Source organism: Algoriphagus winogradskyi (assembly GCF_900182815.1).
Lineage (GTDB): Bacteria > Bacteroidota > Bacteroidia > Cytophagales > Cyclobacteriaceae > Algoriphagus > Algoriphagus winogradskyi.
Genome location: NZ_FXUA01000006.1, coordinates 279,204 through 292,850, shown reverse-complemented (window position 1 = coordinate 292,850; position 13,647 = coordinate 279,204). Strand labels below are relative to the sequence as shown.

Genomic DNA, 13,647 nt, shown 5'->3' with positions numbered 1-13,647 from the left:
GGTAATGAGTTCGTTTGGGCAAAACTAAAAAATCGAGCTTAGCTTTTCAGCAGCTCATTGTACTTTCTCGCATTATTCGGGTCAACTTCCAGAAGTAGTTCGACAATTTCTGTCCTAATCTCCAAAGAAGCGTTTTTCATAATCGAGGTAATCTCGTCGCTTTTGGCATCCATAAATGAGATTACGAAGATGCCATTTGGCTGGGTTTTATTTGCCTCCGCCAATATCCGGATGGCCTCAAGCATATTTTGATACGCTTCCTCTGGCTTAATCTGAAGAATATCCAAACCTTGACGATGATATAAATAATAAGCATCTCTAATTACAGAAAAAACCGACGAAGTATAAATGTCATTATTTAACGCATATCGATTTCGACGATCTGATGTACTCTGTGTCCACCCTGGCCGACCGGATTGCTGTGCATTATTTACAATATCATTTGCTGCAGCAAAGAATTCACTTCCACCTCTACTTTCAAATGTATCATAATCCAAGCCTAAGGCTATCTGAGCATAAAATGCCAGCAAGGAACTTATATTATTTAAAAAGGTAAAACGATTAAATTCCAGGGGCTGGGATTCTACGTAATCAAAACTCCAATTTCGATCTGCAAAATTAAAAACCAAGCTCTCATAGTTCGTACCATACACTGGCCTCACCGTCTGGATTTGGACGGTAGCATTGTATGTTCCCACTTGTGGCACATCATTTATCGTTATCAACAAATTCCCTTTGATACGTTCTTCAGGCCGAAATTCATCTGTTGTCCATGACCTTCCATTTAAAAATTGCTCAAAACTGGTCTTCATCTGAGCGAAAATATTGGTATTCTGAATTCTTGCGCGATCACTATTAATGATCACCGTAAAATTTAGCTCCTGAGAAAACCCAGTGAATATTTGACAAAAGAAGAGTAGAAGGATAATTCCTTTTTTCATGTATTTAAGTTAATCTTTCTTTGGCCACAAAGTCAGTTCGATCCCATGGCTTTCTAGATGCATGAACTCCAAACGATTAGTATATAGATATAATTGCATGCCTTGGATCATGATCGATTTCATAGTCCTAAAATAAGGAAATATAAAGGCTCAAACCCAAACAGGGATATTTTTGATTTGATCTATAATAAGATTAGCGATTTGGTTTTTAGGAGCCACATCCGACTCCACCTCTAATCCCGAAGCATGAAAAATATGCACCTTATTTGTATCTACTTGAAAACCTGCTCCAGATTCCTTCATGGAATTAAGCACAATCATGTCAAAATTCTTCTTCCCTAACTTGACCTGCGCATTTTTAGCTTCATTTTCTGTCTCCAAAGCAAAGCCAATATGAACTTGATTTGGCCTTTTCTCAGCCCCAAGTTTTGCGGCAATATCTACGTTTTTGACTAAAGAGAGCAATAGCGTAGAATCACTTTTTTTAATTTTCTCAGGGGCGATTTCTGCAGGCGCATAATCAGCTACTGCAGCAGCAAAAACACAAATATCCATTTGATCATGGATTTTTGAGGATGCTTCATACATCTCTTTGGCTGACTTTACATCCTGCCAATGAAAATTATCCTTATTTACTTTTAATGAAATCGGACCTGAAACGACAAAAACATCTGCTCCTCTGGACATAAAAGCATTTGCTAATGCGAGTCCCATTTTCCCACTGGAATGATTGCTGACGTACCTTACAGGATCTAGGGCTTCTTGGGTTGGCCCCATAGTGATCAGTACTTTTTTTCCTTTGAAATCAGTCTTGGTGGTGAAAAACTTCTGCACTTTAGAAACAATGTGCTCTGGCTCCATCATTCTACCTTTCCCTGATAATCCACTTGCTAATTCTCCGGATTCAGCATCGAGTATGATATTCCCGGATGATTCTAATTTCTGAATATTTGATTGTACAGAAGGATGCTGAAACATGTCCAGGTCCATGGCAGGCGCTACCATCACCGGGCATCTAGCTGACAGGTAGGTAGCAGATAAAAGATTATCGCAAATGCCATTTGCAAACTTGGCAAGGGTATTAGCACTTATAGGTGCTACTAAAAATAAATCCGCCCATAATCCTAGCTCCACATGGTTATTCCAAACACCAGTTTCATCTTTTTGAAATTGGCTTAAAGCAGGGCGCTTGGATAGTGTTGCTAGGGTGAGCGGAGTAATAAAGTCAAAAGCAGAAGTGCTCATAATAATTTGCACTTCTGCTCCTGCTTTAACTAGTAATCGAGTAAGAAACGCGGATTTATAGGCAGCTATACTACCCGTCACTCCTAAGATAATTTTCTTACCCTTAAGGCTCATAGAATTATTCAGCCGTTGGTTCCTCAGGGAATCGGCTATAAACTTTGCCTTCCATGAATTCTTCCATTGCTAACGTGCTTGGTTTTGGCATTCTTTCGTAAAACTTAGAGATTTCAATTTGCTCTTTGTTTTCAAATACTTCTTCCAAATTATCAACAGTAGAGGCAAACTCAGAAAGCTTCATATTCAACTCTTCTTTCAAAGTGTTGGAAATTTGCTTCGCTCTTTGACCTACAATATGAAGAGACTCATAGATATTCTCTGTTTTATCAGCGATTTTATCAAGATCTCTTGTAATGATTGATGGATTAATTGCCATATTCTTGTTTGATTATAATTCTATTTTATTTCTACTTTTTCTATTGTCTTGTTCTCAAGTGCCTTTGCTTTTTGCTCAGCCAAGCGTTGATTGTAGTCGGCTAAAAGAACAGAATGTGAGTCTAATTCTTCTTTAGCCTTCTCTTCAATATCTTTCACTTTTCCTGTAAAAGCGCTATTTGGATATCTACGATAAAATGAAGTTGCAAAACCTAAAGCATCCTTCAATCGATCTTCCTTTTTCAAAAACGCACTGTTCTCGGCATATCCAGTGCTTACCTCAACTAGCTTGTAAGCAAGCTCTTCATTATGCTTACTGTCTGGATAATCTTTCATGAAATTCTGAAAGTTGATAATGCAGGCCCTATAATAATCACCAGGGTACAAACCATCTTTCAGTCTATAATACATAGAAGACTCCATATAGGCTTTTTCCTCAAATCTTCCTTGCAAATCAACTAGCATTTCCATCGCACGCTCATAGCTTGCAGAGGCTGGGAATTTAGTCACGAACTGTTGTATCGCAGACACTGCTTCCTGAGAACTCTGTTGATCAAGGTTGGCATCAGGAGCATCCAAGTAAAGGGAATACGCATTCATAAATAATGCTTCTTCAGCAAGAGGGCTCCTATTATATGTTCTGTAGAAATTACTGAAGTAGCCAGCAGCTTCTATGTATCTTTTAGTCTTAAAATGGCAATTAGCATAATTGTAATCTGCCAATTCTGCCTTCTCACTCCCTCTGATAACCGGCAACACCTTATCGTAAAGGATTATAGCTTTATTGTATTCTCCCTCCTGATAATATTTGTTGGCACCTGCGTATAATTCCTCCCAATTCGTGCTCTTCTCAAGCTTGTTGAATGGGCCGCAAGAACTCGCAGCAAGTATGATAAATAGTAATAGAATGGATTGTACGCGCATTTTCATTTTCAAGACCGCAAATATACGGGATAATTTTTCGGATTCAAATGGATGATTGCTAGTAGGTCAAGTCTTACTTCTTGACAACGAGCTTCTTGGTCACAATATTTTTATTGTCCAAGAAAAGGGTGTAGAAATATATCCCAGGATTGAAATCGGATACGTTGATTGGAAGAGTGCTTCGTTCTGGATCTAATTCATAATCTGCGATAGGATTTCCAATAAAGCTATTTATTGAAATTCTTGCTTTAACAGATTTGTTTTTAATGTTATAGTCAAATTGAGCAGTTCTGACACTTGGATTTGGATACACATCACTTAATACAATATCCTTGTAATCAAATTCATCAACTTTTTCTGATGGATCATCAACTTCATACCTAGCTTCAACGACAAATAGATCTCTTAAATTGCTCTCATTCACAAAAGATAAATCAAAAGACCCTCTTGTTTCAGCGATTCCCATATCAAAAACCAGATACAAATCAGTAAGTAACTCACCAGGTTCTAACGTCAATTTTATTTTAGCTAGGTCCTTTTTGGGGTCGTAGCATTTATCTCCAATACATACACTGACCTTCTGTGAAGACCCAATATTTCCACGAAGACTTTTTAACAGGTAAGTTTTTACTTGATTGGATTCGTTTTGAAGGATGATGGTTTTTCGCTGTGTAGAGCCTAAATCGCCTCGAAATTCTACTCCATCACTCAATACACGCACCTGTTGAGCCTCCGAAAATACGGGAACCAACAGCCAAAGCCATGTAAAAAATATGAGTAATCGTTTCATGTAAAGTTTTAATCGATAAGCCTTCAGTGTTGTAACTGTATTCAATATACGGACAAAAATATACCAATGGCTATGTATTAACAGAAAAATGCGGTTAAAATCTGTTAACCCTAATGAAATTTTTTAGGCGCTAGTACGTTAAGCCAAACCTAACACCCCCTACAACCGTGATGGAATCTTTTTTTCTGGTTTCCAACCGCGTTTTTCCAGTGATTTTTGTATCTCTTCCTCTGTAGGCAAAATTAATTCAACATCCGGCTCATTGAATAAATTTTCTGCATCTAGATCAATTTCTTCAGGCTTTCTCCACAAAAAAATATCTTCAAGTGTGGGCCTTTCCTCAAATCTCCAATTAAACCCTTCTAATCTGGAATTTTCTTCTGTAATAAGTTGGAAAGGAGTGAATTTGCCGTCAGGTTTGATCCCATAGGTGACACGTTGTATAGCACCATCCTTAAACCTGAGTTTGATATTCGCACTGAGCGTTTTATTGATCCCTTGGGAGATTGTATCTGCCTGCAAAGCAAAATAAAGAGATTCTCCATTGCCTTCAATATCAATCCTATCCATCTGGCCATCTCTAAAATACCCATCCATAGTTCGACCCTTCATCTGGTTGAAGTTCATAATTGTATCCTGAGTGATGACAAATACTTTATCCTTCATGAAGACCCGCTCCAGTTCTTCATTTGCAATATAAAAAACCATACTATCAGCGGTAATTTGGCTTTTTTGATTCCACATCACCGGGCTTTTAAATAACTGTATTGAAGAATCCGCATAATTATAAACCAACGAATCTGCGACACCAGACATATCGGATTTCACTAACCTCACCGACCTAAAAGCTAATAAATATTTCATAGAATCAGCTTCACCGTCCTGAGAAATCAAGGAATCTGAAGCCATGTAAAGTGTGTCTTTTTCAAAATACCTCCTTACCAATGCATTCCCATGAACCAAACTATACTTTCGCTCATCCCAATACTCTCCAACATCCCCAAACACTTCCACTTGCCGTTCTTTATTGAGCACACTCACATTTTCTTTACCCTCATAATAGGCATCCAGCTCGCTGTAGTACAACTCCTTCGCCTTAATCCTACTTGTTTCTGTCTCCACAACACCTTCATAGAACCTGAATTTCTTACCCTGAGTATCATAAAAACTACCATTTTGAGCATCGAGGGTATTTCCTTCTGTTGATATCAGATTGGTCAGGCCTTTAGTTTCAGCAGTCTTCGGAATGGTCAAGTAAACCAAATCATTGGTTTTCATGGTATAGTCAGGGTTTACCAGTACCACGTCATTTTTGAAGGTGATTCTCTCAATATTTACTTCATATGTTCCTCTCTCACTAGTCAATACATTTACAGAGTCAACTACTTTCCCTTCATTGAAATAATATGCAATGTTCGCCTCACGGTCATAATCAAGGAATTCGGTAGTAAGTGTAGTTTTTTGGTTAGTGAACACGACATTTTTCCGAAGCTTAGCCAGCTTTGTATTTCCATCATACTCAGCGTATTTGCTAGTAGTCTGTACTGGGTCTTCAGTGTCCACTATTCTCACATTCCCAAAAAGGCGTGCTCTGTTTTCCAACCTGAAGAAATGTGCAGAATCACAATAAATTAGCGAGTTCTGATGCTTCATCTTCACATCCCCTACTAATCTTTCATACCCCTGACTACCGATTAACTCACCCGCACTATTAATCTCCAAAATGGATGTTTCTTGGGCTTGAGAAGAAAATGAAATGACCCAAAAACTCAGGACAAAGAAGAAAATACGAAATAAGGCTGGAGTCATAGCTGCACGAATGTGGACAAAATTACTAGAAAATGATATTTTTGATCAATGGTTGAAGCTTTTATCCGGCATATCCGGAACAAATCAATTTTAAATCCCTCCAAAACCTACCTATTGGCAAGCAGTGGCGGAATGGACAGCATGTGCTTAGGCAATCTTCTTACCAAAGCATCAATCCCTTTTGAAATAGCCCATGTTAATTTTCAGTTGCGGGGAGAAGAAAGCGACAAGGACGAAGAGTTTCTTAGAAATTGGGCTAAATCTTTAAGCATTCCTTTTCATGTTCATCTCGCTGACACCTACAGGTTCGCATCCGAAAGAAATATCTCTACGCAAATGGCGGCAAGAGAGATTCGCTATGATTGGTTTGAGAAATTAAGAGCAGAAAGAAACTTAGAAGGGATAATCATAGCACATCATGAGGATGATCAGATTGAAACTATCTTTCTAAACTTACTTCGAGGTACTGGTATTGAAGGTATTTACGGCATGGCCGAGCGTAGAGGCTGGATAATCCGGCCGATGCTACCTTTCAGCAGAACAGAAATTCAAGAATTTGTTCTGGAAAATGGTATTGAATGGAGGGAAGATAGTTCAAATGAAAAAACCGACTACAAGCGAAATAAACTTAGGCACATCAGTTTGCCAGCGCTTTATGAAGTAGCTGATGATGCAAAGTCAAACCTACTGAACAGCTTTGCCAGACTAAAAGATACAGGAAAGGCTTTCACAGCACTTTTTGAAAACTGGAAATCTGAGAAAATCACAGAATCTGAAGACCTTCAAATCCTATCATCGAAGGACTTAATCCGAAATGCAGGCGCTTCATCCCTATTGTACTTTTGGCTTCGCCCTTACGGATTCAATTCTGATCAAGCCCAGGATATTTTGGAAACCTGCCAATTCGGCGAATCTGGAAAGCTATTCGAAAGCAGCACTCATCTGCTCAATATTGATCGTGATCACCTGATATTAGCACCTATCCCGGCAGAATTTGATCCTATTTCTATCACTAAAAATGACATTGAGTTTTTCTTACCTGAAGGCAAGTATGACCTCCTTAAATTAGAAGCCCAAGAAGCTATAGACAAAAGCCGTCAAAACGCCATGCTTGACTTGGAACGTTTGAGTTTTCCACTTGAGGTTAGGACTTGGCAGGAGGGTGATAGATTTATTCCCTTGGGCATGAAAAATGCAAAGAAAATCTCTGACTTTTTGATAGATTTGAAGGTACCTGTGGTGAAAAAGCGGGGAATAAAAGTATTAATTTCAGAAGATCAAATAGCCTGGGTAATTGGGTATAGAATTGCTGATTGGGCAAAATCAACAGCAGCTACACGTAAATTACTTTATCTAAAAAAGCAATAAGCAATGCGGAATCCATTTTCTAAAACATACACTGAAGCTGAGGAAAATATGTTCCATTTTCTTGGACAGATCAAGTTTTTTGAAAATTTGAAGGATAAAGAAATGGCTCGATTTATCCCTGCTATGCATCATAGAAAGTATGTTAAAGATGAGGTGGTGTTCTTCAGCAAAGATCCAAGCCAGGCGCTTTATTTGGTCAAAAGCGGTGATATATCCTTAACTATCGACGTCAAGGATAATTTTGAAACTATTCTTGAAATCAAAAGAGGTGAGGCATTTGGAGAAAACTCATTAATTGAAAATGCAAAGAGAACTTATACTGCGCTAATTGTGTCAGATGAGGCTGAATTAATAGTTATCCCTCATTTTGCCATACAGGAAATTTTTGATAGTAACCCAAAGATCAAGGCAAAAATGATGACATCACTGGCGGAGTATTATAACCAAAACAATCAAAGACTTTTCCGCTCTTACAGAGAATCCTTTGGCTTCTTCAGCCTCCGTCAAATGTTTGAATAAGACAGTTCAAACCTTAAGCTTACACTTTTGTCAAAAAACCTTAATTCCTTCCAAAGTATTTGAGGCTCAGTTTCGATTCCTAGGCATTGTTTAATAACTTAGCGCCGCTTTTTAACGCAATATATATTCATATAAAAATCTATAAATCTAATGAGCAAAGTAACCGTAGTAGGAGCTGGTAATGTAGGCGCAACTTGTGCAGACGTTTTAGCTTATCGCGAAATCGCTGAGGAAATCGTACTAGTTGATATCAAAGAAGGCGTTGCTGAAGGTAAAGCACTTGATATTTTCCAAAAAGCACCTATCAACCAGTACGATAGCCGTACCACTGGAAGCACGAATGATTACACCAAAACTGCTAATTCAGATGTAGTAGTGATCACTTCTGGACTTCCTCGTAAGCCAGGTATGACTCGTGATGATTTGATCGAAACGAATGCTGGCATCGTGAAGTCTGTGACTGAAAACGTGATCAAACATTCTCCTAATGCAATCATCATCGTGGTTTCTAACCCACTAGATGTAATGACTTATCAGGCACACATCACTGCAGGTACTTCTAGAAACAAGGTGATCGGTATGGCTGGTATCTTGGATACAGCTCGTTACAGAGCTTTCCTTGCTGAGGAGCTGAACGTATCTCCAAAAGAAATCCAGGCTATCCTAATGGGCGGACATGGTGACACCATGGTTCCACTTCCTCGTTACACTACAGTAGCTGGAATCCCGGTAACGGAATTGGTAGCTAAAGATAAGCTTGATGCAATCATCGAAAGAACCAAATTCGGTGGTGGTGAGCTCGTGAAGCTGATGGGTACTTCTGCTTGGTATGCTCCAGGATCTGCAGCTGCGCAAATGGTAGAAGCTATCTTGAAAAATCAAAGAAGAGTATTCCCAGTTTGTATCAAACTTGAAGGTGAATACGGAATCGATGATTGTTACCTTGGAGTACCAGTAATTCTTGGCAAAAACGGTGTTGAGAAAGTATTGGAACTAGACCTGAACGCTGAAGAAAAAGCGCTTCTTGAAACTTCTAGAGGTCATGTGAAGGAAGTAATGGAAGTTTTGAACAAACTAGGTAAGTAATACTAGTTCTTTTATATATCAGACCTGAGATTCTCTTGCTTGTGCAAAGGTTTCTTAGGTCTGATTTTTGTAATATGCCGTCTGAACCATCGCTGAGCCTGTGAAGATCTGGAAAAGCCTTCTTATACTTTTTACCACCCTACTCCTCGCTGCTGGAGGTTTTTGGATTTACAAATCCTACTTTTCTTCTCGCAATGTCAATAGCTTAGAAGTAATCAGTCAGAATGCCGTTTTTGTGTTTGAAACCTACGAAGGCGCAAACCAATGGAATACCCTAGTAAATGACCCTGTTTGGGATATTTTAAAAGCATTTCCAGCTTTTCAAAGACTATCTGATCAACTCATCACCTTAGATAGCCTGAATGGAGGAACAGGCGAAATAGCAAAATCTCTAAAAGGACAACAAGCCACCGTCAGCCTTCATTCCACAGGGATTGAGACATTCGAACTACTTTTTACTATAAATCTCAAGCCATCCACCACTACAGATTTCATCGAAGAAATCAAATCACGTCTCCCTGCAGGGTCAAGATTCCAATCAAGAAAATACTCTGATCAAGATGTATTGGAATACTACAATGCAGATAATAACCGACTTTGGAGTATTTCACTTCTAGGAGATTTGGCAGTGGTATCATCTTCCTCCTTCTTAGTGGAAGAAGCCATTCGCTTTTATGTAAATGAGGATCAATTAAGTTTTTACTCGCTGGCAAAAGCTATCCCGTATAATTCTGATGCGCAAGGTCGACTGATCATCGATGGTAAAGGATTATCCAGCCTCCTGAAGGGTGTAGGTGGATTGAGAGAAAGCCCGACAATTGCTGCTTTGGAAATTATGCCTGGGGTAGCGTCTTTGGACCTTACTTTGGAAGAAAATCAGCTGGTTTTCAAAGGACCGGTAGTGTATGGAGAGGAGGTTAATTTCACCCCCTCTATTCAGGCAAATCTTGCATCTATTGAGGATGTTATCTCTATTAGAACGCTTGCGCTGACCCAGATTAACCTGGAGAGCATCTATGAAACACAGAAAATCACTAATCGCGCTTTTATAGCCAGAGCAACATTCAGTGGAGATATTCAGAGAAAACTGCTTGACAAGGGGTTTTTAGACTCATTTACAGGGGAATTATATTTATTGGATCTAGAAAATACTGGTGGGGCAGATCAAAATCTGGCTCTATTGGCTCGGACTAGAGATGCTGATCTTGCTATCCAGCAACTCAAAGAATTTCAAGAAAGCGAGAGCGACGAAGGTTCTGATTTCTATTCAGGTCATGAGATTCTTTATCTATCCGAGGAAGATTTTCCTGCACATTTATTTGGAGGAAAATTCCCAGGCTTTGGGCAGACGTTCATTACCTCAGACGAAGATGTGTTAATCTTTACCAATTCTCAGCAGGCAATGAAGCTGATGCTAGACGACATCAATTCTGGTAGTACCTGGGGAAAATCTGCTAGAGCCCCAGAAGCCAAAAAAGACTTGACCCCTACCGCTGGCTTTAGTCGCATTTATCTTACTGATAACATTTGGGATACTTGGACAAAAAAAGCAAATCCATCCTGGAGTTCATTCTTACAGAAATATTCAGAGGCATTTCTTTCCTTCCCTTGGGTTTCCTTCAAAATAAATCAGATACAGGACAAAACAGAAGCCACTCTTAGTTTTCCCTATGACGGTGGATCCAAGCCAAATATTGAAACAACTGATGCAATATCCTTGCAGCCAAGCAATAGGATTTCCTTTGACCACCAGTTAATCTATGGTCCAAAATCAATCATAAACTATCAGGACAATACGGAAGATTTATTGGTACAGGACCAGAATAATGTCCTCTATTTAATCAATTCTGCTGGCCAGGAGGTTTACTCAGAGCAACTTACAGGACCTATTGTTTCAGATGCATTTCAAATTGATTACTATAAAAACGGTAAGCTTCAACTGTTAGTCGCAACAGCTGATAAAATCTATGGAATTGATAGACTAGGCACTCCCCTACCTGGATATCCTTTTGGAGCAAATGCTGAGAAAATCACCCATCTCAACCTAGTCGATTATAGTAACTCTAAAGATTATCGCTTTTTCGTCAGCACAGAAGCTGGCAATTTATATTTAATTGACAAAACTGGTAACAAACTGGAAGGTTGGAATCCTAATCGCATTGGAGCCAAAACCATAGGTGCACCTGCGCATTACCGTGTTCCCGGAAAGGGGGATTACATGGTAGCATTAGCTGAAAATGGCGCACTTCACCTTTTTAACCGAAGGGGCGAAAGTCAAGCTGGTTCTTCAATCAAACTTGGTGAATCATTTACTTCTGGTTTGATATCTTGGAGGGATCCGAGCTCTAGATCCAGCCAGTTGGTGGGAATTACCGCAAATGGTGAGGTAATTCATACTAACTTCAATGGAGAAGTTGGCTATAGAAACCAACTGGTCAAAGATGATCGTGATAGTGAGTTTTTACTGATTCCTGATCAGAAACAGAACGATTTTGTATTTATCTCACGACAATATAACGAAGTAAGTGTCCTAGATAGAAGTGAAAAGAGGCTGTTCAGCACAAGAGTCTCGGACGAGAATCTACTCTATCAATACTTTGATTTCGGTTCTGACAGACAATTATTCGCAATCACTGATCTTAATCAAGGCTTTTGCTATCTGTATGATCTGAGTGGGAATCTACAAACCACCATGCCTCTAGAGAGTACTGGCACTATCCAAATTACCTATCAGGCATCTTTAGATCAATATTTAATCAGAACAGTGAGTCGTTCCACACTTACAGAATTTCAATTAGCTAATTAAGCAGAACCAAATTTTCTTTGGCTTGGGCTAGCGAATGGCTAACTTGCAAAAAATCACAGATTCTACTCATGCCGAAAAAGTATTTCCTTTCCTTATTCCTGCTTATTTGGGTTAGCACTCACTCTTTTTCCCAGCTTGTCTTAGATAATCAGGATGATTTAGAAGCTGCCAGCTCAGTAAATCTGAATTCTCCTTACCATACCACTCTCTCTTTTTTCTATAATCTGGAAGAAGGGAATTATCAGCCTGAAAATGCAGCTAAAACACTAGATCTCTCAGATGTTGAAGGTAAAAATGGAGAGCGCCTGGCAGTAAAACTGAAGCAGATTTTTGAGGGAAAAGGAATTCTCATTCGCACAAACGATATTCCAAACGAGCAAAACTATTCCGACAGCACCTCTGCAAAAAATGAGAACATTTATTACTTCGATAAGAAAAAACTACCGGGAATATTTCTTCAAAAAAATGGCGACACTTGGCAATACTCTGCTTTCAGCGTAAGTCAAATAGATAAACTTCACTCTGAGACCTATCCTTTCGGTACCGCAAAGCTTCTCAATATACTTCCCAAAATTGGAAATGAACAATATCTGGGTCTCCATCTTTGGCAATTAGTAGGCTTATTCGTCCTTCTTTTATTGGTATTTCTTGCGCATTGGTTGTTCACCTTGGTTGTTGACAAACTGATACTTTACCTATTTAAAAGATACGGCTACGGCAAGGTAGGTGAAGATTATATCCTGCCCGTCGCCCGGGTTATCAGCATCTATTTTATAGTGGTTTTACTTTCACTTTTTATCCGGGTATTGCAGTTGCCGATAGAGATCTGGTCTTGGATAGTGATTGTATTTAGAACACTTAAGCCTTTCCTGATCACTATCATTTTCTATAAATTGGCAGATGTGGTAGCTGCTTATTTCACCAAGTTGGCTACTAAAACAGAGTCTACTTTAGATGATCAGTTAGTGCCATTGATGCGGAAAACCCTTAAGGCTTTCGTCATCATTGTAGGAACCCTGTTCATTCTAAGAGATGGCCTAAATCTGGATATTATCCCATTCCTGACTGGTCTTTCCATTGGTGGTGTAGCCATTGCATTAGCAGCTCAGGATACGATCAAAAACTTTTTCGGTTCAGTTATGATTTTCATTGATAAACCTTTCCAGGTCGGGGATTGGATTACCTCTGGTGACATCGACGGTACCGTCGAAGAAGTTGGATTCAGATCTACCCGAATCAGGACGTTCAGAAATTCACTGATGTACGTGCCAAATGGCAAAATAGCAGATGCTATCTTAGACAATCATGGATTAAGACAATACAGAAGGTTTTATACCACCTTGACAGTCACTTATGACACTCCACCTGCACTCATTGATGAGTTTGTAAAAGGTCTAAGAGAAATTGTTTTGGCACATCCTGAAACTCGAAAGGATATGTTTCATGTGTATTTCAACAATTTATCCTCTTTTAGTCAAGACATCATGTTTTACATTTTCTTCGAAGTGCCAAACTGGGGTGAAGAATTGAGATGCCGACATGAAATTTTGGTTCAAATTGTAAAGCTTGCAAACTCACTTGGGGTGCGATTCGCATTCCCGACCCAAACCTTGCACATGGAGTCATTCCCCGAAAAGAAAACGCTAGTGCCCGAATATCATGGTCAATATGAAGCGAAGCTGAATGACTTCCTAAAGTCAGAGCTGAAACGAAAAGACGATTAAAAA

Annotated in this window: 11 protein-coding genes; 5 read left to right on the top strand and 6 right to left on the bottom strand. The window is 39.2% G+C overall.

What is annotated here, in order from left to right:
- Positions 1–38: 38 nt before the first annotated feature.
- From porD to QOL76_RS16065, 6 genes are all read right to left on the bottom strand, one after another.
- Positions 39–941 carry a type IX secretion system protein PorD gene (gene porD / locus QOL76_RS16090; protein ID WP_283413997.1) on the bottom strand — a complete coding sequence of 301 codons (903 nt, stop codon included), beginning with the start codon at positions 939–941 and terminating at the stop codon, positions 39–41.
- A 150-nt stretch (positions 942–1,091) separates the two neighbouring features.
- On the bottom strand, positions 1,092–2,300 hold the full coding sequence (coaBC, locus tag QOL76_RS16085; protein ID WP_283413996.1) for a bifunctional phosphopantothenoylcysteine decarboxylase/phosphopantothenate--cysteine ligase CoaBC: 1,209 nt from the start codon (positions 2,298–2,300) through the stop codon (positions 1,092–1,094).
- A gap of 4 nt (positions 2,301–2,304) precedes the next feature.
- A complete protein-coding gene (locus tag QOL76_RS16080) occupies positions 2,305–2,619 on the bottom strand; it encodes a DNA-directed RNA polymerase subunit omega (RefSeq protein WP_283413995.1) in 315 nt (104 codons plus the stop codon).
- Positions 2,620–2,639: 20 nt separating this feature from the next.
- Positions 2,640–3,548 (bottom strand): outer membrane protein assembly factor BamD, encoded by a 909-nt coding sequence (locus tag QOL76_RS16075; RefSeq protein WP_283413994.1) that lies wholly within the window; start codon positions 3,546–3,548, stop codon positions 2,640–2,642.
- Between the two features lie 67 nt (positions 3,549–3,615).
- A complete protein-coding gene (locus QOL76_RS16070) occupies positions 3,616–4,332 on the bottom strand; it encodes a T9SS type A sorting domain-containing protein (protein ID WP_283413993.1) in 717 nt (238 codons plus the stop codon).
- Positions 4,333–4,491: 159 nt separating this feature from the next.
- Entirely contained in the window at positions 4,492–6,141 is a 1,650-nt protein-coding gene (locus QOL76_RS16065) for an OstA-like protein (protein WP_283413992.1), read from the bottom strand.
- 48 nt (positions 6,142–6,189) lie between these two features.
- Here QOL76_RS16065 and tilS point away from each other — a divergent pair, with 48 nt between their 5' ends.
- The 5 genes from tilS to QOL76_RS16040 all read left to right on the top strand — a co-directional run bounded on the left by tilS (position 6,190) and on the right by QOL76_RS16040 (position 13,644).
- A complete protein-coding gene (tilS, locus tag QOL76_RS16060; RefSeq protein WP_283413991.1) occupies positions 6,190–7,509 on the top strand; it encodes a tRNA lysidine(34) synthetase TilS in 1,320 nt (439 codons plus the stop codon).
- A 3-nt stretch (positions 7,510–7,512) separates the two neighbouring features.
- Complete coding sequence (locus QOL76_RS16055) at positions 7,513–8,028, top strand: Crp/Fnr family transcriptional regulator (protein WP_283413990.1); 516 nt, start codon at positions 7,513–7,515, stop codon at positions 8,026–8,028.
- Positions 8,029–8,178: 150 nt separating this feature from the next.
- Positions 8,179–9,114, top strand: coding sequence for a malate dehydrogenase (gene mdh / locus QOL76_RS16050; protein ID WP_283413989.1), 936 nt, complete (start codon positions 8,179–8,181; stop codon positions 9,112–9,114).
- 100 nt (positions 9,115–9,214) lie between these two features.
- Positions 9,215–11,920, top strand: coding sequence for a hypothetical protein (locus QOL76_RS16045; RefSeq protein WP_283413988.1), 2,706 nt, complete (start codon positions 9,215–9,217; stop codon positions 11,918–11,920).
- Between the two features lie 68 nt (positions 11,921–11,988).
- Complete coding sequence (locus tag QOL76_RS16040; RefSeq protein ID WP_283413987.1) at positions 11,989–13,644, top strand: mechanosensitive ion channel family protein; 1,656 nt, start codon at positions 11,989–11,991, stop codon at positions 13,642–13,644.
- The last annotated feature ends 3 nt before the right edge of the window (positions 13,645–13,647 follow it).

Bases quoted from the DNA above. Each gene is read 5' to 3' on its own strand.
- QOL76_RS16080 (WP_283413995.1), bottom strand. From the start codon at position 2,619: ATGGCAATTAATCCATCAATCATTACAAGAGATCTTGATAAAATCGCT.
- QOL76_RS16055 (WP_283413990.1), top strand. From the start codon at position 7,513: ATGCGGAATCCATTTTCTAAAACATACACTGAAGCTGAGGAAAATATG.
- tilS (WP_283413991.1), top strand. From the start codon at position 6,190: ATGGTTGAAGCTTTTATCCGGCATATCCGGAACAAATCAATTTTAAAT.
- mdh (WP_283413989.1), top strand. From the start codon at position 8,179: ATGAGCAAAGTAACCGTAGTAGGAGCTGGTAATGTAGGCGCAACTTGT.
- QOL76_RS16065 (WP_283413992.1), bottom strand. From the start codon at position 6,141: ATGACTCCAGCCTTATTTCGTATTTTCTTCTTTGTCCTGAGTTTTTGG.
- QOL76_RS16040 (WP_283413987.1), top strand. From the start codon at position 11,989: ATGCCGAAAAAGTATTTCCTTTCCTTATTCCTGCTTATTTGGGTTAGC.
- porD (WP_283413997.1), bottom strand. From the start codon at position 941: ATGAAAAAAGGAATTATCCTTCTACTCTTCTTTTGTCAAATATTCACT.
- coaBC (WP_283413996.1), bottom strand. From the start codon at position 2,300: ATGAGCCTTAAGGGTAAGAAAATTATCTTAGGAGTGACGGGTAGTATA.
- QOL76_RS16070 (WP_283413993.1), bottom strand. From the start codon at position 4,332: ATGAAACGATTACTCATATTTTTTACATGGCTTTGGCTGTTGGTTCCC.
- QOL76_RS16075 (WP_283413994.1), bottom strand. From the start codon at position 3,548: ATGAAAATGCGCGTACAATCCATTCTATTACTATTTATCATACTTGCT.